Origin of the sequence: Devosia sp. (genome assembly GCF_036563435.1) — a bacterium.
Lineage (GTDB): Bacteria > Pseudomonadota > Alphaproteobacteria > Rhizobiales > Devosiaceae > Devosia.
This window is the reverse complement of the sequence record NZ_DATCMJ010000018.1, coordinates 719,943-737,405: the sequence shown is the minus strand read 5'-3', so window position 1 is coordinate 737,405 and position 17,463 is coordinate 719,943. Positions and strand designations below refer to the sequence as shown.

General features: G+C 64.3%; 24 protein-coding genes. 8 read left to right on the top strand and 16 right to left on the bottom strand.

Annotation, left to right across the window (positions count from 1 at the left end; genetic code table 11):
* Nucleotides 1-14: 14 nt before the first annotated feature.
* Nucleotides 15-617 (bottom strand): HD family hydrolase, encoded by a 603-nt coding sequence (locus tag VIL88_RS15955; protein WP_331990577.1) that lies wholly within the window; start codon nt 615-617, stop codon nt 15-17.
* 94 nt (nt 618-711) lie between these two features.
* The gene (locus VIL88_RS15950) at nt 712-1,542 is read right to left on the bottom strand and encodes a hypothetical protein (RefSeq protein ID WP_331990576.1); all 831 of its coding nucleotides are present in this window, start codon (nt 1,540-1,542) and stop codon (nt 712-714) included.
* A 73-nt stretch (nt 1,543-1,615) separates the two neighbouring features.
* Here VIL88_RS15950 and VIL88_RS15945 point away from each other — a divergent pair, with 73 nt between their 5' ends.
* Nucleotides 1,616-2,935, top strand: coding sequence for a dihydroorotase (locus tag VIL88_RS15945; RefSeq protein WP_331990575.1), 1,320 nt, complete (start codon nt 1,616-1,618; stop codon nt 2,933-2,935).
* A gap of 169 nt (nt 2,936-3,104) precedes the next feature.
* Nucleotides 3,105-3,596 carry a DUF6985 domain-containing protein gene (locus VIL88_RS15940; RefSeq protein ID WP_331990574.1) on the top strand — a complete coding sequence of 164 codons (492 nt, stop codon included), beginning with the start codon at nt 3,105-3,107 and terminating at the stop codon, nt 3,594-3,596.
* Here VIL88_RS15940 and VIL88_RS15935 read toward each other — a convergent pair.
* The 7 genes from VIL88_RS15935 to VIL88_RS15905 all read right to left on the bottom strand — a co-directional run bounded on the left by VIL88_RS15935 (nt 3,593) and on the right by VIL88_RS15905 (nt 7,458).
* Complete coding sequence (locus VIL88_RS15935) at nt 3,593-4,621, bottom strand: hypothetical protein (protein WP_331990573.1); 1,029 nt, start codon at nt 4,619-4,621, stop codon at nt 3,593-3,595. The genes VIL88_RS15940 and VIL88_RS15935 overlap by 4 nt on opposite strands.
* A gap of 257 nt (nt 4,622-4,878) precedes the next feature.
* Nucleotides 4,879-5,286, bottom strand: a complete 408-nt coding sequence (locus tag VIL88_RS15930; protein ID WP_331990572.1) for an SRPBCC domain-containing protein — start codon at nt 5,284-5,286, stop codon at nt 4,879-4,881.
* Between the two features lie 18 nt (nt 5,287-5,304).
* The gene (locus tag VIL88_RS15925; RefSeq protein ID WP_331990571.1) at nt 5,305-5,715 is read right to left on the bottom strand and encodes a DUF1801 domain-containing protein; all 411 of its coding nucleotides are present in this window, start codon (nt 5,713-5,715) and stop codon (nt 5,305-5,307) included.
* A complete protein-coding gene (locus tag VIL88_RS15920) occupies nt 5,712-6,035 on the bottom strand; it encodes a metalloregulator ArsR/SmtB family transcription factor (protein ID WP_331990570.1) in 324 nt (107 codons plus the stop codon). Before VIL88_RS15920 ends, VIL88_RS15925 begins: the two co-directional genes overlap by 4 nt.
* A gap of 246 nt (nt 6,036-6,281) precedes the next feature.
* Nucleotides 6,282-6,542, bottom strand: coding sequence for a hypothetical protein (locus VIL88_RS15915; protein ID WP_331990569.1), 261 nt, complete (start codon nt 6,540-6,542; stop codon nt 6,282-6,284).
* A gap of 121 nt (nt 6,543-6,663) precedes the next feature.
* Nucleotides 6,664-7,032, bottom strand: a complete 369-nt coding sequence (locus VIL88_RS15910) for a TIGR02301 family protein (RefSeq protein WP_331990568.1) — start codon at nt 7,030-7,032, stop codon at nt 6,664-6,666.
* A gap of 12 nt (nt 7,033-7,044) precedes the next feature.
* Nucleotides 7,045-7,458 carry an NUDIX hydrolase gene (locus tag VIL88_RS15905; RefSeq protein WP_331990567.1) on the bottom strand — a complete coding sequence of 138 codons (414 nt, stop codon included), beginning with the start codon at nt 7,456-7,458 and terminating at the stop codon, nt 7,045-7,047.
* A gap of 56 nt (nt 7,459-7,514) precedes the next feature.
* Between VIL88_RS15905 and VIL88_RS15900 the strand changes: the two genes are divergently transcribed.
* Nucleotides 7,515-8,246: an SOS response-associated peptidase gene (locus VIL88_RS15900; protein WP_331990566.1), complete on the top strand. Its 732-nt coding sequence runs from the start codon at nt 7,515-7,517 to the stop codon at nt 8,244-8,246.
* Nucleotides 8,247-8,261: 15 nt separating this feature from the next.
* On the opposite strand, the gene VIL88_RS15895 is transcribed toward VIL88_RS15900, so the two are convergent.
* Together VIL88_RS15895 and VIL88_RS15890 are read right to left on the bottom strand one after the other, a co-directional pair.
* A complete protein-coding gene (locus tag VIL88_RS15895; RefSeq protein ID WP_331990565.1) occupies nt 8,262-8,819 on the bottom strand; it encodes a hemerythrin domain-containing protein in 558 nt (185 codons plus the stop codon).
* A gap of 72 nt (nt 8,820-8,891) precedes the next feature.
* A complete protein-coding gene (locus VIL88_RS15890; protein ID WP_414650153.1) occupies nt 8,892-10,307 on the bottom strand; it encodes an FAD-binding oxidoreductase in 1,416 nt (471 codons plus the stop codon).
* A gap of 101 nt (nt 10,308-10,408) precedes the next feature.
* Between VIL88_RS15890 and fabI the strand changes: the two genes are divergently transcribed.
* The 4 genes from fabI to VIL88_RS15870 all read left to right on the top strand — a co-directional run bounded on the left by fabI (nt 10,409) and on the right by VIL88_RS15870 (nt 12,630).
* Entirely contained in the window at nt 10,409-11,218 is an 810-nt protein-coding gene (gene fabI / locus VIL88_RS15885) for an enoyl-ACP reductase FabI (RefSeq protein WP_331990563.1), read from the top strand.
* Nucleotides 11,219-11,278: 60 nt separating this feature from the next.
* On the top strand, nt 11,279-11,887 hold the full coding sequence (locus VIL88_RS15880; protein ID WP_331990562.1) for a histidine phosphatase family protein: 609 nt from the start codon (nt 11,279-11,281) through the stop codon (nt 11,885-11,887).
* A 63-nt stretch (nt 11,888-11,950) separates the two neighbouring features.
* Nucleotides 11,951-12,226, top strand: coding sequence for a hypothetical protein (locus tag VIL88_RS15875; protein ID WP_331990561.1), 276 nt, complete (start codon nt 11,951-11,953; stop codon nt 12,224-12,226).
* A 14-nt stretch (nt 12,227-12,240) separates the two neighbouring features.
* Nucleotides 12,241-12,630 (top strand): type II toxin-antitoxin system VapC family toxin, encoded by a 390-nt coding sequence (locus tag VIL88_RS15870; RefSeq protein WP_331990560.1) that lies wholly within the window; start codon nt 12,241-12,243, stop codon nt 12,628-12,630.
* A 19-nt stretch (nt 12,631-12,649) separates the two neighbouring features.
* On the opposite strand, the gene VIL88_RS15865 is transcribed toward VIL88_RS15870, so the two are convergent.
* A complete protein-coding gene (locus VIL88_RS15865; protein WP_331990559.1) occupies nt 12,650-13,492 on the bottom strand; it encodes an MBL fold metallo-hydrolase in 843 nt (280 codons plus the stop codon).
* A 157-nt stretch (nt 13,493-13,649) separates the two neighbouring features.
* Here VIL88_RS15865 and aroC point away from each other — a divergent pair, with 157 nt between their 5' ends.
* A complete protein-coding gene (gene aroC, locus VIL88_RS15860) occupies nt 13,650-14,765 on the top strand; it encodes a chorismate synthase (protein ID WP_331990558.1) in 1,116 nt (371 codons plus the stop codon).
* Between the two features lie 137 nt (nt 14,766-14,902).
* On the opposite strand, the gene VIL88_RS15855 is transcribed toward aroC, so the two are convergent.
* Genes VIL88_RS15855 through VIL88_RS15840 form a run of 4 tightly spaced genes read right to left on the bottom strand, consistent with a single transcriptional unit; the run spans nt 14,903 to nt 17,456 of the window.
* Complete coding sequence (locus VIL88_RS15855; RefSeq protein WP_331990557.1) at nt 14,903-15,640, bottom strand: TlyA family RNA methyltransferase; 738 nt, start codon at nt 15,638-15,640, stop codon at nt 14,903-14,905.
* Entirely contained in the window at nt 15,637-16,239 is a 603-nt protein-coding gene (locus tag VIL88_RS15850) for an SCO family protein (protein WP_331990556.1), read from the bottom strand. Before VIL88_RS15850 ends, VIL88_RS15855 begins: the two co-directional genes overlap by 4 nt.
* Nucleotides 16,240-16,256: 17 nt before the next feature.
* Nucleotides 16,257-16,499, bottom strand: a complete 243-nt coding sequence (locus VIL88_RS15845; RefSeq protein WP_092180342.1) for an exodeoxyribonuclease VII small subunit — start codon at nt 16,497-16,499, stop codon at nt 16,257-16,259.
* A gap of 9 nt (nt 16,500-16,508) precedes the next feature.
* Entirely contained in the window at nt 16,509-17,456 is a 948-nt protein-coding gene (locus VIL88_RS15840; RefSeq protein WP_331990555.1) for a histone deacetylase family protein, read from the bottom strand.
* Nucleotides 17,457-17,463: the final 7 nt, after the last annotated feature.

The window sequence follows — 17,463 nt, the reverse complement described above, 5'->3', positions numbered from 1 at the left end:
TTAAGTGTTGGCAGCTAAACGGAAATTGCTTCGAAGGCGGCGACGAAGCGATCGTGAGCTTCGCGCGTCGGCCATGGCCGGATGAGGCGATCGAAGGCGTCGACGTCAAAGGCGGGGAGGCTCGGTTCGCCAAATAGCCGCCGCGCCTCGGTTTCTTCGAAACCGGCGAGGTGGATGGCTTCGAAGAAGGCCGATTCGCGGTCAGCCTTTTTGATCAGCTTCGCCAGGGCGGCGGAGGTGGTGGCCGGGAGGCTGAAGCGCAGGTAAATGGCGGACAGCAAGCGATTTTCCACGTCCTTGTAGTTGCCGCCCATGGCCGCTTTAAACGGGGAAATGATGTCGCCCATGACATATTCGGGCGCGTCGTGCAGCAGGGCCTGCGCCTGCATCACCGGATCGCAATCGGGGTTGTGGGCGCGAAAGATTTCCAGCACCAGGACGGAGTGCTGGGCGACGGAAAATGGGTAGTCGCCAGCGGTTTGGCCGTTCCAGCGCGCGACGCGGGCCAGGCCATGGGCGATGTCGGAGAGCTCCACATCCATCGGCGATGGGTCGAGAATATCCAGCCGCCGCCCCGACAACATGCGTTGCCAGGCGCGTGCACTTGCGCGTGCCATTATGCCCCCAGATGCTACCGATACGCTATCACTCTGCTAGCGGCAGAATTAGCAGCCCGCCACGATTCGCGACACGCCCGCGGTGGGGCGATCGCTACTCGTCTGCTGCAACGTCGCCGAAGGAATAGGTAGCCCACTGGGGCAGGGTCAGTGTGACGGTAGCGTCGCCGATGGTGACCGCGGTGGGGTGGGTGATGCGGTCGAGGCGAATAATGGCGACGGCCTTGCCCTCTACCACGTGGCCAATCTGACCGGCCTCCCGGCCGCCGGCGATGACCGCGGCACCGGCCGGAGCGGTGACGCCGGACACGATCACCGGACGACGGCGGGCGGTGCCGCGGTGCTTCATGCGGCTGACCACTTCCTGGCCGACATAGCAGCCTTTCTTGAAGTCGATCCCCTCGAGAAGGTCGAAGCCGATGTCATGGGCAAACGTGTCGTTGGTGGGGAAGTCGTTGCCCTGGTGGGCGATGCCGGCCGCGATGCGCGAGAGGTGATAGGGCGTGTCATGCGTGTTCCAGGCGCTGGCTTCCTCGACCGGAGCGATGACGTGCCAGCCAAGCTGCACCGGACCGAGGCGATTGCTGAAGGTCAGGGGCTCGGCGCCTTGTTCGGCGGAAAAGCCGACGCGGTGCGTCTCGCGCAGATCATCGATCACCACCTGTGAGCGCAGCCGGTACATTTTTATGCGCTTGAAGAAGTCATCGGCGACCGACTGGTGCACATCGAGATAAAGGCCGTCGGCAGCGTGAGCCGCGAGACCTTCGGCGAGGATTTTCCCCTGCGGCGACAGCAGGGCCCAGGCTGCCGCGACGGGGCTCTCCCCGACCGGCACCTGTCCGGTCACCACGTCGTTGAGCAGCTTGTGCGCGTCCGGCCCGGAGAAGCGGAACAGGGCACGGTCGGCGCGCAGATAGATGGTCATGGTCTTGCCTCGCAAAGCGCCTGTCGCCTATGTCGTGTTTAGCAATGCTTTGAATGCTACAGGGACCGCAGAGATGGCGCAGTACGATACCATTTTCAAGAACGCCACCGTGGTCAACCAGGATGGCGAAGGGCGCGCTGACATTGCAGTGCGCGATGGCCGGATCTTGGCGCTGGGCGAAGTGGGCACCGATGCCGATGAGATCGTGGACTGCACGGGTTTGCACATCCTGCCTGGCGTCATCGACACCCAAGTGCATTTTCGGGAACCAGGGCTGACGCATAAGGAGGACCTAGAATCAGGCTCCCTGTCGGCGGTGATGGGCGGGGTGACGGGCGTGTTCGAAATGCCCAATACCAATCCGCTGACCACGACGCGCGAGACCTTCGAGGCCAAGATCGCCGCGGGCACCAACCGCATGCATTGCGACTTCGCCTTCTATATCGGCGGCACGCATGAGAATGTCGATCAACTGGCGGAACTGGAGCGGCTGCCCGGTTGCGCCGGCGTCAAGGTGTTCATGGGCTCGTCCACCGGCTCCCTGCTGGTGCAGGACGACGCTGGCGTCGAGGCGATCCTGCGGGCCATCTCGCGACGCGCCGCCTTCCACTCGGAAGACGAATATATGCTCGAGGAGCGCAAGCGCCTGCGGGTCAAGGGCGATCCGTCCAGCCACCCCGTCTGGCGCTCGCCCGAGGTGGCGATGAGCTGCACGACGCGCCTGGTCAACCTGGCGCGCAAGACGGGCAAGCGCATCCATGTGCTCCATATCTCCACCAAGGAAGAGATCGTCTACCTTGCCGGCCACAAGGACGTGGCGAGCGTCGAGGTGACGCCGCACCACCTGACGCTGGACGAGACGGCCTATGAGCGGCTGGGCACCTATGCACAGATGAACCCGCCGGTGCGCGACAAGGCGCATCGCCAAGGCATCTGGGCAGGCGTCAGCAATGGCGTGGCCGATATCCTCGGCTCCGACCATGCGCCCCATACGCGTGCGGAGAAGGATCGCCCGTATCCGGAGTCCCATTCCGGCATGACGGGGGTGCAGACCTTGGTGCCGATCATGCTGGACCACGTCAATGCCGGCCGTCTCAGCCTGCAGCGCTTCGTCGACATGACCAGTGCCGGACCGAACCGCCTGTTCGGCATCGCCAACAAGGGCCGGATCGCCGTCGGTTATGATGCCGACCTGACCGTGGTCGACCTCAAGCGGCGCGAGACCATCACCAATGACTTGGTAAAGTCGCGGGCCGGCTGGACACCCTATGACGGCGTCGAAGTCACCGGCTGGCCGGTGGGCACGGTGGTGCGTGGCCAGCGGGTAATGTGGCAGGGCGAGCTGGTAACCGCCGGAACCGGGCAGCCCATGCGGTTCCTGGAAGCGCTTTAGTGACGGGTCGCAATCTCGTCGCGAGGCCGCTTTAGATTGGCGGCAATTGTTGCCACAGCTGAGATCGTCATCCTCGGGCTTGACCCGAGGACACTGCACTTGTCGATGGTGCTGCAAGTGAAGAGCCCTCGGGTCAAGCCCGAGGGTGACGCGCGGTGGGAGGGGTTCAATGGTCAAGGTGGCCTATTTCGACGGTGCAGAGCTCGTCTTCGACACCGAGGAGGACCTCGATGAACACAAGACTGCAGCCGCCGTCGAAGCTTTCCTCGCGCTGACGGCGGGGGATCGCATCAAGGACACGCGGCACGTCTACGCTTACTACAAGGACGTCCACGAGGCCACCGATGGTCAGGACTGGCTGGATGAAGAAATGGGCGTACCAGCGACGCCCGAAGCCATCTGGTCACACGTTCAGCCCGGCATGTTGGGCATCTGGCATGGCTATGGCGAGGATGAAAGCGTCTATGTCTTTGCCGAGTGCAACTGTGATTGGGACGTGGAACACGGGCTGCTGCTGGTCTGGCGCGACGGCAAGGTGCTCAACAAGGCAGGTGAGTTCGACGGCCACCCCACCAATGCCAACGCCTACGGCGACGAGACGCTGAGGGATGTGGTCTACCACGCGTCCAACCCAGCCTGGTCGACCAGGCTCGACGACTAGCGCCAGCTGGTGGCCGGAACCTTGATGCGGAACAGATCGGTGCCGCCGCGGACGTAGTTGTAGCGCATGGCGATGATCGAGCCATCGTCGTACCAGAACGGATCGGAGAAGCCGTTGACGACCGGCACGGTCAGAACGTGCTTGCCCTCGGTGTGGTCCCAGACCTCGAGCGTTGAGCTGACCTGACCCCACCGGTCTGGGCAGTCAAAGACCGCGGCGATACGCTTGCCGTCCGGGCTGAAGGCAAGATCGATGAAGTTGTAGTGGCAGCCCGAGCGGAGACTGGCGCCCAGTAGCTGGCCGGGACGATCCTCAAGCCCCACTGCATAGACCCGCAGGCCCACAAAGGGCGTAGCATAGGCATGATCAAGTGCCTGGGCGAAGGTGGTTCCATCGGGACTATAGGCCAGGGTCAGCCCCTGCTGGAACAGTGGACCAAGCTCATTCCAATTGACCGGCTGTGGCACCTGCGACACGGAAAGGTCATAGGCTGCGGCCAGAGCCGGGCTGGCCAGTTCGCCCAGAATGGCGTCGGGATGCAGTAGCAGGCGGCCACGCGCGTCGAAGGCCATGTAGCCCGGCAGTCCGCCCATATCCTCGGCAATAAAGCCACCCTGCCGGTCAAAGACGCTCAATTGGTGCCGCCGTCGCCCCTCACGGAACGACTGCTGGACGGCAACCTGCTCCCCGTCGGGGCTGACCGCGATGCCCAGCGGGTGGGTCTCGACTGGGTTATCCCGCAGCACCGTCTCGCTGATGACAGGACCACCCGTGGCGGGGATTTCCACCAGCCTTATGGCATTGCTTGAGTCGCCTTCGTCGGCACCAAGCGCCACCAGCAGATTGCCATTGGGGAGTCTTGCAGCCCCGCCCACATCGCCCGTGATCAGGTGCGTGCATGAGCCACCGCCGAGCAGCCTGCCGGCGGGCTCGCACGGCCAGAAGGCGCCTTCGCCCCAGAAGTAGACGAGGGCGCCCACAAGCAGCAGCCCAAGCAAGACAATGCCGGTGATCGCCTTCCGCATCGCAGTTCCTCGCAATTGCACCACTAGATTCGCCGGAGGATGACACCTTGGCGCGGAAATGCATTTGCGGGAATGGCTTTGGAGGTTTGATGACGGTGACGGGGAGTGTGGACGCCCAAGGCGGCCCCTGCCACGGCGTCATCCTTGCGCAGGCGGGAATTGTTGGGTTGCGCTCGATCGGCCAGAAAGAAGAGTGGATCCCCGCTTTCGCGGGGATGACGTCGGGGTTGTTTGTCGTGGGGCCTACACCCAGACGCTTACTCAAGCGTGCCGAGCACCTCGTCCATCTTGGCGATGAACCTGGGCCAGGAAGCGCTGGCGCCGTTGAAGGCTTGCTGCTGGTCGGCGCGGAAGCCGGCCTGTTCCATGCGCAGGTGGGTGCCGGTGGAAGTCGGCGTCAATGTCCATGTGACTACGCTTTCGAGGCCGTAAGCGTCCCACTTGTAGGCGAGCGTCCGGTGTGGCTCGACCTCGATCACCTGGCAATCAACGCCACCCCAGTCGGCGGAAAAGCGGAAGCTGTGGCCGGTCTCGGGCTTGAAGTCGCTCTTCATGCCGATCCAGTCCTCGATCAGATGGGGCTGGGTCAGGGCGCGCCAGAGCTTTTCGGGCGGATGGGTGAAGTCGCGTTCGACGATGACGGAGCGGCGTTCGGTTTCGGTCATCCTTGATCCTCCAGTGTTTCAGAAATCGTGCGACAGCGGCAGCTGGGCGGCCTGCCGCACCCAGTCGGCGAACTGCCTTTCATCGATGGCATCGCCCTCGTAGATATCGAGGTAGCGGACGTGCTGCTGCTTGGAGGTGCCCGGCGGCACCGGATCGAGCGCTGCCCCGTGAAAGAAGGAGACCTTCACGTAGCGGGTGAGGCAGTGGAAACCGAGAAACCAGCCATCGTCGATGCCATAAAAGGGCGTGTTCCAGCGCACCGCTTTCCTTACCCCCGGCAGGGCTTCGGAGATGATCCGGTCGAGCGTTCTGCCGACCTCCTGCTTCCAGCCGGGCATGGCGGCGATATAGTCCTGCACCGGACCGTCGCCATCGCCCTTGGGGATCTGCGGATTGCCGCCTGACAGCAGCACGACGTCCTTGGTCATTGGTCCATCCTCCCGAGCAGGTCTTCCAAGCGGTCCAGGCGCTTTTCCCAAAAATTGGTCATCTCTGCCGTCCAGTCGGTGAGCGGCGCGAGGGCGTCGATGCGGGCGCGATAGTGGGTGTTGCGGCCTTCCTGGCGGTCTTCCACAAGGCCCGCCTGACGCAGGAGGCCGAGGTGTTTGGAGACCACCGGCTGGGAAACGCCTGCGCCCTTGGTCAGGGCACCGACCGTGGTTTCGCCGTCGCGGCAGAGGCGCTCGAAGAGCTTGCGCCGGGTTGGGTCGGCGAGGGTCTTGAAGATGATGTCTGGCGCGGGTGACATGAATACATATCCGGTCGGCTATGGGTTGATGTATAGTTGAATGGCTATGGGTTTGTCAAACGGACAATTGCCGAGCGTCCCTCGGGGTTGAGCCGAGGGGGCTGCACTATTCGAGCGCTGTGAAGTGAAGAGCCCTCGGGTCAAGCCCGAGGGTGACGTCTGGTGGATTGGGTGACGCCTGGTGACAGAAAAGCAAAGGGGCAGCGTATGCAGCCGCTGCCCCTGATGACCGGTTGGAGGCCGGAACTATTGCAGGATGCGTTCGAGATTGTATTCGCCGCAGCGGACGCGATCGGGCAGGAGCGCGATCAATTCGGCCGTGGCTTCATCTCCATGCATCTTGACGAAGGTGGCAAGCGCCGCGAACAGGGATGCATGGGCCAGGGCGGCGGTATGGACGCCGTCGTCTTCGGCCACATTCCAGGCTTCTGCCAGGTATTCGAGCGCCAGCTGCCGCTCCCCCTGGTCGCGGTCAAACACGGTATGGCCCGAGGCGGGCGCAAACATGGTTTTGCTCGTCGTCATGCCATCGGGGGTAGCACGGGCAAATGTGGCAGGCGCGGAGGAAGTAACCCGAAGGTTAACATTGTATGCGCAAGTGCGGCGGCCGCTTTAACGGTCGTTAAGCCTATTCGGCGAAGCGCGTATGGATGTCGCGGGCGGTCCGTTCGGCTTCGCTGAGGAGACGCGTCAGCGCCTCGCGGGCGGACGGTGTGCAGGCGCGGTGGAAGCGGGCATAGGCGGTGTAGCCGACGTTGAAAGCGCCGGCCAGGCGCTGGCGCCGGTCCTCATCGGGTTCATCGAGATTGATCAGCTCGCCCATCTGCGCGCGCCAGTCCTCGCTGGCAGAAGTGCAGAGCGGCTGGAGGAAATAGAGGCTGCCCATGATCTCGGCGAGCCGCTCCATCTGCCGCTGATAGGGCGGGTCGATCGCCAGCGCCGGCACGGCGGCGGGCACGAGCAGGAGGACGGCAAGGAGGATGCGGAGGCGGATCATGGCCGATCTCTATCAGCTTTGCCCCAAAACTGCGAAGGCTCTCGCCAACACTTCATCGAGCCGGCTGGTGGTGCGCAGGGCGGGGAGGGCGGAGGGGTCCATCCACTTGTGGTCGGCGATCTCGTCGGAGGCGAGGATCTGGCCGGAAAAGTCGCGCGTGGCGAAGATGGCCAGGCGGAAGGTGCCGTCGCGGCCCAGCGGTTGCACCATGACGGGGCGCGGATTGCGGATGGAAAGGGCCAGCTCCTCGCGGACCTCGCGAATGGCGCATTGCTCGATAGTCTCGCCCGGCTCGATGCGGCCGCCGGGCAGGGTCCACAGGTGCTGGTAGGGGGCATAGGCGCGCTTGATCAGCAGGACCTTGCCCTCGCGCACGATGGCGACGCTGGCGGCGTTGGGCGGGAGCTCGGTCACTTGGAGACTCATTTGCGATTCGTGTTTCCACACACTACCTGTGCAGTGTTGATGGAGGAGTAAACCCGATGTGCGGACGCTATGCCTCGACGCTGCCGCCCGAGATGATGGTGGAGCTGTTCCGGCTGCTCAAGAGCATCGACATCGTGCCGCGCTACAATATTGCGCCGACCCAGCCCGTTGCCGCGATCTGGGAGGCGCATGGGCGGCGCGAGGCGCATTTCGCCCGCTGGGGCCTGGTGCCCGGCTGGGTCAAGGATCCGCGCGAGTTTCCGCTGCTGGTCAATGCGCGGGTGGAGACTATGGCCGAAAAGCCGGCCTTCCGCGATGCGCTCAAGCATGGCCGCTGCATCATTCCGGCCAGCGGCTACTACGAGTGGCACACCAATCCCGACAAGACCAAGCAGCCCTATTACATCACCCACACCGATGGGCGGCCAATGGCGCTGGCGGGGCTATACGCAAGCTGGATGGGTCCCAATGGCGAGGAGATCGACAGCGTCGCCACCATCACGGTGCCGGCCAACGGGCAACTGAGTGACGTCCATGACCGCATGCCGGCAATCCTTGAGGGCGACCAAATCGAGCAGTGGCTCGACGTGCGCAATGTGCGGGCGCGCGAGGCGGCGCAGCTGACGCTGCCGCTGCCCGATGGCGTCTTGAAGTTTCACCCCGTTTCGACGCGGGTCAACTCGGCGCGCGACGACGATCCGGGGCTGATCGAGCCGGTGGAGATCGAACTCCCAAAGCCGCGGCCGGCGAAGGTCGCGGCCGGTGGCGGGCAGCTGGATTTGTTCTGACGGCGACGGTGCGCGTCACATGATGCCGAAATAGCCTAGGGCATCGCCCATGGCTTCTTCTTCCCAGCCGAGGTGGGAGAGGAGCACGCGTTCGAGGGCGTGGTAGATGGTCTTGGCGTCCTCGAAGCGGCTGGGGCTGGGTTCGGTGGCGAGGGCATTGAGCGCGTCGACCAGGCGCTCGAGCAATTCGTGCACGACAACGTGTTCTGCGGTCAGCCGGTCGGCAATTGCCTTGAAGGCGGGGCCTTGCTGGGCCAGCGCCGGGAACAGGTGGTAGTCCTCGATGGAATGGTGGGTGTTCACGATCTGGCAGTACTGGCCGCAGAGATTGCCGAAGCGGCGGTAGTTGCTGACCATGGCGAGGTCACCGGTCTCGGCGGCGATCTCGGCAGGCGAGACGGCGCCGGCATTGGCCCGCTCGATCAGCTTGCCCAAAGTCACCATGTTGTGGCGCAGGTGGTCGTGGATCTGGCGCAGGTGTTCGCCGGCGCCGCGTTGCGCTGGCGTCAACCCTTCGAGCTTTTGCAAAGGTGGGCGGGTGGCGTCGTCGAGGAAGGCAATGTCGAGCAGCATTGCCCGAAGATGGGTGGAGCCGGCGCCCGGTGCAAGACGGCACGCCCATGTAACCAGCAACCAACGGGAGAACTATCCGAGCATCTTGCCGGGGTTGAGGATGCCCAGGGGATCCAGCGCCGTCTTGATGGCGCGCATCATGTCCAGCGCGACCGGATCCTTGACCTGCCGAAGCAGGTCGACTTTGAGCTGGCCGATGCCATGCTCGGCCGAGACCGAGCCGCCGAGGCGCAAGACGATGTCGTAGATCGCCTCGTGAATGCGTTCGTCGGCTTCGGCCATGAAGCTCTTGCTGTCGGCACCCACAGGCTGGCTGAAATTGAAGTGGATGTTGCCGTCGCCCATGTGGCCGAAGGGGACCGGGCGGATGCCGGGGACCAGGCGCATGGCGGCAGCGCTGCCCTCGGCAATAAGCTGCGGCACGGCGGCGATCGGCACGGACACGTCGTGCTTGATTGAGGCGCCTTCCTTGGATTGCACTTCGCTCATCTGTTCGCGGAAGGCCCACATGCGGGTGCGGTCGGCGAGGGATTCCGCCAGCACGGCATTGTCGATCATGCCGGCGCCAAAGGCGGTTTCGACCGCAGCCAGGAGCGTGCCCTCGGGGCCGCCTGCCATGCGGCTGACCTCGATCAGCGCGTACCAGGGGGAGGGGCCGGCGGTGGGGTCGCGGTCGAGCATGCCGTGGCGCAACTGCATGTCGAGGCCGATGGCGGGAATGATCTCGAAGGCATTGAGACGGCTGCCGATGCGTTCGCGCATGAGCTGGAAGAGATCGAGGGCGGCTTCGGGTCCGGCGATGTTGACCAGGGCCGTTTCATAGTCGGCCGGCTTGGGGAAAATCCTGAGCGTTGCCGCGGTGATGATGCCCAGCGTGCCCTCGGCGCCGACTAGAAGGTCCTTGAGGTCGTAGCCGGTATTGTCCTTCTTGAGCGAATTGAGCCCCTGGTAGAGCCGCCCATCGGCCAGGACGGCCTCGACGCCCATGGTGAGTTCGCGCGCATTGCCATAGGCGAGGACATTGACCCCGCCGGCATTGGAGGAGAGGAGGCCGCCGATCCGCGCGGAGCCCTGCGAGGCCAGCCACAGCGGGAAGATCGTATTTTCGGCTTCGGCGGCCTTGTGGGCCTGTTCGAGGATCACCCCGGCCTCGGCCGTCATGGTGCCGGCAGCGACATCCATGTGGCGGATGCGATCGAGGCGGGCCAGGCTGACGATGACCTCGTCGCCGCGCATCGGCACCTGGGCACCCACAAGCCCGGTATTGCCGCCCTGCGGCACGAGGCCGACGCGGTTTTCGGCCGCCCAGCACACCACGGCCTGTACCTGCTGAACAGAGCCGGGACGCACAACGGCCGCGGCCTGCTGGTGGAAGCGCTTGCGCGGTTCCTTTAGGTAGCTGCCCATCTGCGCCGCTTCCCCGATCACCGCATCGGCTCCCAGGAGGGTGGTGAGCTGGGCAACGGCTTCGGATGGAGAAAGGGTCATGGAAAAACCGGACTTTGGCGGGCTATTGCGGGAGGCGAACTTGCCGCGATGGGCCGCCATGTGCCACAACCGGCACAACGACTCCAGCAAGGGAAACAACAATGGCCACTGGATTGATGGCAGGCAAGCGCGGCTTGATCATGGGTCTCGCCAATAATCGCTCGATCGCCTGGGGCATTGCCAAGCAGCTTCATGCGCAGGGCGCCGAGATGTGCTTCTCCTACCAAGGCGAAGCGCTCAAGCGCCGCGTCGAGCCACTGGCCGCCGAAGTCGGTTCCGACTTCCTGGTCGAGTGCGACGTGACTGACGACGCGGCCATGGACGAGACCTTCCGCCAGATCAAGGAGAAGTGGGGCAAGCTGGACTTCGTGGTCCACGCCATCGGCTTCTCCAACAAGGACGAGCTGGAAGGCCGTTATCTCGACACCAGCGCCGACAACTTTGCGCTGACCATGAATATCTCGGTCTATTCCTTCACGGCCGTCGCCAAGCGCGCCGAGGCGCTGATGAGCGAAGGCGGATCGCTGTTGACGCTGACCTATTACGGCGCGGTCAAATACGTGCCCAACTACAATGTCATGGGCGTGGCCAAGGCCGCGCTTGAGGCGTCGGTGCGCTACCTCGCCGTGGACCTCGGCAGGCAGGGCATCCGCGTCAACGCCATTTCGGCCGGTGCCATCAAGACCCTGGCTGCCTCCGGCATTTCGGGCCTGCGTGACATGCTGCACTGGCAGGAGGCCAACTCGGCCCTACGCAAGAACGTTTCCATCGACGATGTCGGCGGCGCCGCGACCTACCTGCTGAGCGACCTGGCCGGCGGGGTGACCGGCGAAATCCACTATGTGGATGCCGGCTTCAACGTGGTGGGCATGAAGTTGCTCGACAACGACGCTCCCGAGGCAAGCGAATAGTCGCTTGCCTGTCATTCTAGCCACGTAGGACGCGGTCACACGAGTGACGCGGGAATGCCCATGACAGCCCTGGTCTGGCCGGAAATCTACTTCATCCGCCATGGTGAGACGCCGTGGAACGCCGAACGCCGCTACCAGGGCCGTCGGGACATTCCCCTCAACGAGAAGGGGCGGGGCCAGGCGAGCCAGAACGGCAAGGTCCTGGCCGCGCTGTTCAAGGCGCGTGGCCTCGACCCAATGCAGTTCGAGTGGCACGCCTCACCCCTCGGACGTACCCGCGAAACCATGGAGCGGGTGCGGGCCGGTTTCGACACCCACCTGCCCGAAACCAAGTTCGACGTTCGGCTGATGGAAATCTCCTTCGGCGTCCTCGAAGGCGAGCTGTTCGAGCAGTTGCCCGCCAACATGGCCGTCGCACCGGGCGATCGCACCGAGGACTACTGGGAGTTCCGCCCCGAAAACGGGGAGAACTACCGCGACGTCGAAGCCCGGCTGGCCGAGTTCTCATCGGTGCTCAAAGGGCCGTCGGTGGTGGTCGCCCATGGTGGCATCGCCCGTACGCTCCGGGTGCTGATCGAGCGCGCGCCGATCATCGAAGTCGTCAACTGGGCCCCACCCCAGGACGCCATTATGCACTTTACGCCCGGCAGGATGGAACTGCTGCGATAGGCGCTGCAGTTGTTGCCTATGTAGATCAGGCCTATATTGTGGCGTCGACGAATGGAGGCGCCTGTGAACGAAGTCAAAAGTCCGCGCCTGATCAATACCCAAGCAAGCAGGGCAATCGAGTTACCCAGCAGCTTCGAACTGCCACGGGAATTCGACCAACCCGAAGTTGAGCTTTCCGTAGTCAAGGGTGGCAATCAACTGATCATTCGCGCCGATGCCAAGCTCGAAGGCCGCGGGCGTATGACCTTTGCGGAAATGCTGGATCAGATGGAAACCATCGATATCGAATGGCCCAATGTCGACGAAGGGCTGCTGCCCCCGGACGATATCAAGCTGTGAGCCGGTGGAGCGTCATGCTCGACACCAACATCGTGTCGCACATCATGCGCTTTCCGAATTCCAAACCGGCGGACAAGATGGCGGACTACACGCCGGACGAGCTGGCTATCTCATCGGTGGTGCTCGCAGAGCTGATGTTCGGTGCGGCACGAGTTGGGTCGACCAGGTTGTACCTGCAGATCGAACTCGTCTTGCGCACCGTGAAAGTGCTCGATTACGATCCGCCCGCAGCAGAGCACTATGCCAATATTCGTACGGAACTTGAACGCACCGGAACGCCGATCGGAGGCAACGATCTTCTTATCGCTGCCCATGCCCGATCTACAGGCGCCGTTCTGGTGATGGACAACATGCGCGAGTATTCGCGTGTCTCCGATCTGCAACTGGAAAACTGGCTCGATTAAGCAGTCCGCTTCAAGGCTCTCAGCCCGCCCGCCGCAGGTGTTCGGGTGGGGCGATGCTGTCGAAGTCCTGGGCCAGTTTTTGCAAGGCGGTGAGCATTTCCGGGCCGGACGCAGCGCGGCCGTGGCCAGTGACGACCAGCCGCGGCTGATGGGCGGCGAGAAGGCGGACGGAGCCGGCGGCGGCGGCCCAGTTTGGCGTGAAATAGCGCGGCGGGCCGTGCATCTCCAGTTCCTGGATCATGACCTCGTAGGCCGATTCCTGCCCGGTGGTGATGAAGGCATCACCCACGATCATGCTGCGGTCGCTGCTGCGCCAAAGGGAAATGTGGCCTGGCGTGTGGCCTGGCGTGTGAAGCCATTGCCAGCCCGCCATGAAGGGAACGGTGCCGTCTTCGGGCAGGATGTTGAGGCGTTCGGACACATCGACCGGCGAACGGGGGAAGAGCGGCGCCAGCTTGGGCATCATGCCGCCGTCGGCAGCCGCGTCGGGCGGTGGATAGTCGGCCTTGCCGGAGAGGTAGGGGATTTCGAGGGGGTGGGCGTAAACTGGAACCTCCCACTCGCGGCTCAGCGTCTCGAGGGCGCCGACATGGTCGAAGTGGCCGTGAGTCTGCACGATGGCCGCCGGGCGGGCGCCGTGGCCGAAGCGCTTTTCAGCAGCCTCGCGAATGCTGTCGGCGGCGCCGATGATACCGCTATCGATCAGCACCCAGCCGCGGTCGCCGGCCTGTCGAGGTCCCACGAAAACGACGTTGACCAGAACGGTTCGCAGATAGGCGATGTCGGGCGCCACTTCATGGCTGCCAAGGCTGTCATCCGATTTCGCGCGCGCTGCAGAGGCAAGAGGCAGTTGTACCGTCATCGCGTCACTCCTTTGGCCGATCAACGCGATCGGCACGGCACGGTTCAGCCGGGCAAGGCAGGTTAAGGCACACCTTGGCAAGCCGAGGAGCCAAAAACGCTTCCCCGTTTCCACCAAAACCTTCTATGAAAGCGCGGTCAGCACGAGGCCGCTCTCCATGTCTTTCAATACATTCGGACACCTTTTCCGCTTCACCACCTGGGGCGAAAGTCATGGGCCGGCTTTGGGCGTGGTGGTGGACGGGTGCCCGCCCGGCCTGAAGCTGACGGCGGAGATGATCCAGCGTGACCTCGACCGGCGGAAGCCGGGCCAGAGCAAGTATACGACGCAGCGGCGCGAGGACGATGCGGTCAAGATCCTTTCCGGCGTGTTCGAGGACGAGCGCACCGACGGCGCCCGCACGACGGGCACACCGATTTCGCTGCTGATCGAGAATACCGACCAGCGCTCCAAGGACTATGCCGATATCCGCGACAAGTACCGGCCGGGCCATGCGGACTATACCTATGACCAGAAATACGGCATTCGTGACTATCGCGGCGGCGGCCGCACATCCGCTCGCGAAACGGCTGCGCGCGTGGCGGCCGGTGCGGTCGCACGGCAGGTGCTCGCGGGCGTAACCATTCGCGCCAGCCTCGTGCAGGTGGGGCCGCACAAGATCGACTATGACAACTTCGACTGGAGCCAGGTCGACCAGAACCCGTTCTTTTGCGCCGACAGCAAGGCGGCCGAACTCTGGGCCGATTATCTCGATGGTATCCGCAAGGATGGCAATTCGGTCGGCGCCGTGATCGAGGTTGTCGCCGAAGGCGTGCCGGCAGGCTGGGGCGCGCCCATTTATGGCAAGCTCAGCGCCGACCTTGCGTCAGCCATGATGAGCATCAACGCGGTCAAGGGCGTGGAGATCGGCGCCGGCTTCGAGGCCGCCAGCCTCACCGGCGTCGAGAATGCCGACCAGATGCGGGCAGGGGCGGACAAGCCTTATTTCCTCGACAACCATGCCGGTGGGATCCTGGGCGGGATCAGCAATGGCGACCCGATCGTCTGTCGTTTTGCCGTCAAGCCGACGTCGTCGATCATTACGCCGCGGCAGACGGTGACGGTCCGCAATGAGGACACCGACATCGTCACCAAGGGCCGGCACGACCCTTGTGTAGGCATTCGTGCGGTGCCGGTGGGTGAGGCGATGATGGCGCTGGTTCTGGCCGATCATGCGCTGCGGCATCGCGGCCAGACCGGCCGGGATGGTGCTGTGGGGTTTGAGCGGAACTAGGGGAGGCACGCCCTCGTGGTTCGAGGCTTTGCGCTGCAAAGCACCTCACCATGAGGGCTACTCTGGGCCAGGTATTCCGGCAGCCCTCATGGTGAGGCGGGAGCGCAGCGACCCTCGAACCACGAGGGCGTGGAGCGCTAGGCCCGCCCGAACACCAGCACCGTCTCGACATTGCCGTCGCCGCCGGCGATGGGGGAGGTGACCGAATGGCGGTGAGCGAAGCCCTGGTTCTGCATGAAGGCGATTACGTCGGTTAGTGCCAACTCGATGGCCGCTTCGCTGGTGACGATGCCGCCCTTGCCGACATTGCTGCGGCCCACTTCGAACTGGGGCTTGAACAGGACCACCGCGTCGGCCTCCGCTGCACAGAGCGCCAGCGGCGCTTCCAGCACCTTGATCACCGATACGAAGCTGATGTCGGACACCAGCAGGTCAATCGGCTCGGGGATCGTCTCCGGCGTCAGGTCGCGCGCATTGATCCCTTCCATGCTGACCACGCGGTCGCTGCCCTTGAGGCGGTCGTGGAACTGGTCGTGGCCGACGTCGACGGCATAGATGCGCCGGGCGCCGCGCTCCATCAAGACTTGAGTGAAGCCGCCGGTGGAGGCGCCGACATCGAGGCACGTCTTGCCATGGGGATCGATGCCGCCGGCGTCGAGACCGGCCACGAGCTTGAGGGCTGCGCGGGAGACGTAGTTGGCCGCGGGGTCGGAGAGCGCGACGACGTCTTCGCGACCCACCATGCGGTTGGGCTTGTCGGCGGTGACGCCATTGATGGTGACGGTGCCGCGCAGGATGGCATCGCGGGCACGGGCCCGGCTGGGGAGGAGCCCGCGTTGCTCGAGGGCAAGGTCGAGGCGGATGCGCTCGCTCATCCCTGAACCAGGCGCTGGACCTTGGCGAGGGCGGTGTCGTGGTCCTCTTGGTAAGCGATGGTGCCCTCGAAGGCGCCGTCGGCATCGACGAGGAAGGTCAAGGCGGTGTGGTTGACCGTATAATAGGGGTCGCCCGGCTCGCTCTCGACCTTTTCCGAAAACACGCCGAAGGCCTTCTTGGCGTTCTCGGTCTGCTCGATATTGTGCCCGACAAGGCCGATGATCGTGGGATCGAAGCCTTCCACATAGGATCGGACCATGTCGAGCGTGTCGCGCTCGGGGTCGACCGAAACGAAGATGATGCGCAACTGCTCCTCGGTCAGGCCCAGTTCGGCGCGCAGGGCCGTGGTTTCTGCGAGCGTCGTGGGGCAGACATCGGGGCAGTAAGTGAAGCCGAAGAACACCAGGCTCGGCACGCCTTGGAGGTCATCCTGCGTGAAGGCGCCGCCCTTGGTGGAATTGAGGGCGAATTCCTGCCCCGTGAGGCCTAGTGGCCGGGCCGGGGGGCGGAAGACGACCAAGGCCGTGGCGCCGATGGCGACAACGGCGACCAGCGTCCAGAGGAGAATGCGGAAGTTGCGGAGCGTCTTGCTGTTCATGACGGACGGCGTGCCGCTCAGGCGTCCAGCGGCTCGGTGCCGGTGGGGCGGCCGTCGCGGGACAGGGTGATCTTTTCGATGCGCGCTTCAGCCGTGCGCAGCAGCGTTTCGCAATGCGCCTTGAGGGCTTCGCCGCGCTCGTAGATGGCGATGGACTCGGCCAGCGGCGCGCGGCCGGACTCCAGTTTGCCGACGATTTCCTCGAGCTGGGCGAGGGCAGCCTCGAAGCTGAGGGTCTTCACATCGTCATTGTCGGCCATGGCAGTTTCCTAGTCTTCCAGGCGCCCGACGGCGCCGTCCATCAGCATGGCGACGTGGTGCGATGCACCGCCCGCCAGGCCCTTGAGGTCATAGCCACCTTCCAGCAGCGACACAATGCGGTTGCCGCAGCAGCGATCGGCGAGGTCCATCAACTTTCCCGTGAGCCAGGAAAAGTCCGAAGACTGCCAGTTGAGCTGGGCCAGCGGGTCGCGCTCATGGGCGTCGAAGCCGGCGGATAGAAGCAGCAGATCGGGCGAGAAGTCGATGATGGCGGGGATGATGCGGGTGAGATAGGCGTCGCGCATTGCCTCGCCGCCGCTTTCGGCATCGAGCGGGACATTGAGGATGTTGCCGACGCCGGTTTCCCGCGGATGCCCGGTGCCGGGATAGAGCGGCATCTGATGGGTGGAGGCGTAGAATACCGTCGGATCGGCCTTGAAGATGTCCTGCGTTCCATTGCCATGATGGACGTCGAAATCAACGATGGCGATGCGCTCGGCGCCATACTTGCGCTGCGCCTCGCGGGCGGTGATGGCCACGGTGTTGATGAGGCAAAAGCCCATCGGGGCGGCGATTTCGGCGTGATGGCCCGGCGGGCGGATGGCGCAGAAGGCGTTGTCGGCCTCGCCGAGGAGCACTGCATCGAGGGCTGCCAGCGCTCCACCCAGACCCGTGGTCACGGCGGAGAGCGAATTGGCGGAGATGAAGGTATCGGCATCGATCTGGCCCATGCCTTCGGCGGGACGTGCATCGCGCAGGCGGGCGAGATAGCGGCTGTCATGCACCAGTTCGGCCAGCAGCAGGTCGCCGGCGGGAGCGTTGCGGCGCAGGAGCTTGTCGAAGCGGGGGCGGCTCAGGGCATCCTCGACGGCCCGGATGCGGTCGGCGCGCTCCGGATGGCCCTCGGGCGTGGCGTGATCGGCGAAGTTGGACTGACTGACAAGCAGCGTGGTCACGGGATGC

Bases quoted from the DNA above. Each gene is read 5' to 3' on its own strand.
- VIL88_RS15955 (WP_331990577.1), bottom strand. From the start codon at position 617: ATGGCACGCGCAAGTGCACGCGCCTGGCAACGCATGTTGTCGGGGCGG.
- VIL88_RS15950 (WP_331990576.1), bottom strand. From the start codon at position 1,542: ATGACCATCTATCTGCGCGCCGACCGTGCCCTGTTCCGCTTCTCCGGG.
- VIL88_RS15945 (WP_331990575.1), top strand. From the start codon at position 1,616: ATGGCGCAGTACGATACCATTTTCAAGAACGCCACCGTGGTCAACCAG.
- VIL88_RS15940 (WP_331990574.1), top strand. From the start codon at position 3,105: ATGGTCAAGGTGGCCTATTTCGACGGTGCAGAGCTCGTCTTCGACACC.
- VIL88_RS15935 (WP_331990573.1), bottom strand. From the start codon at position 4,621: ATGCGGAAGGCGATCACCGGCATTGTCTTGCTTGGGCTGCTGCTTGTG.
- VIL88_RS15930 (WP_331990572.1), bottom strand. From the start codon at position 5,286: ATGACCGAAACCGAACGCCGCTCCGTCATCGTCGAACGCGACTTCACC.
- VIL88_RS15925 (WP_331990571.1), bottom strand. From the start codon at position 5,715: ATGACCAAGGACGTCGTGCTGCTGTCAGGCGGCAATCCGCAGATCCCC.
- VIL88_RS15920 (WP_331990570.1), bottom strand. From the start codon at position 6,035: ATGTCACCCGCGCCAGACATCATCTTCAAGACCCTCGCCGACCCAACC.
- VIL88_RS15915 (WP_331990569.1), bottom strand. From the start codon at position 6,542: ATGTTTGCGCCCGCCTCGGGCCATACCGTGTTTGACCGCGACCAGGGG.
- VIL88_RS15910 (WP_331990568.1), bottom strand. From the start codon at position 7,032: ATGATCCGCCTCCGCATCCTCCTTGCCGTCCTCCTGCTCGTGCCCGCC.
- VIL88_RS15905 (WP_331990567.1), bottom strand. From the start codon at position 7,458: ATGAGTCTCCAAGTGACCGAGCTCCCGCCCAACGCCGCCAGCGTCGCC.
- VIL88_RS15900 (WP_331990566.1), top strand. From the start codon at position 7,515: ATGTGCGGACGCTATGCCTCGACGCTGCCGCCCGAGATGATGGTGGAG.
- VIL88_RS15895 (WP_331990565.1), bottom strand. From the start codon at position 8,819: ATGCTGCTCGACATTGCCTTCCTCGACGACGCCACCCGCCCACCTTTG.
- VIL88_RS15890 (WP_414650153.1), bottom strand. From the start codon at position 10,307: ATGACCCTTTCTCCATCCGAAGCCGTTGCCCAGCTCACCACCCTCCTG.
- fabI (WP_331990563.1), top strand. From the start codon at position 10,409: ATGGCCACTGGATTGATGGCAGGCAAGCGCGGCTTGATCATGGGTCTC.
- VIL88_RS15880 (WP_331990562.1), top strand. From the start codon at position 11,279: ATGACAGCCCTGGTCTGGCCGGAAATCTACTTCATCCGCCATGGTGAG.
- VIL88_RS15870 (WP_331990560.1), top strand. From the start codon at position 12,241: ATGCTCGACACCAACATCGTGTCGCACATCATGCGCTTTCCGAATTCC.
- VIL88_RS15865 (WP_331990559.1), bottom strand. From the start codon at position 13,492: ATGACGGTACAACTGCCTCTTGCCTCTGCAGCGCGCGCGAAATCGGAT.
- aroC (WP_331990558.1), top strand. From the start codon at position 13,650: ATGTCTTTCAATACATTCGGACACCTTTTCCGCTTCACCACCTGGGGC.
- VIL88_RS15855 (WP_331990557.1), bottom strand. From the start codon at position 15,640: ATGAGCGAGCGCATCCGCCTCGACCTTGCCCTCGAGCAACGCGGGCTC.
- VIL88_RS15850 (WP_331990556.1), bottom strand. From the start codon at position 16,239: ATGAACAGCAAGACGCTCCGCAACTTCCGCATTCTCCTCTGGACGCTG.
- VIL88_RS15845 (WP_092180342.1), bottom strand. From the start codon at position 16,499: ATGGCCGACAATGACGATGTGAAGACCCTCAGCTTCGAGGCTGCCCTC.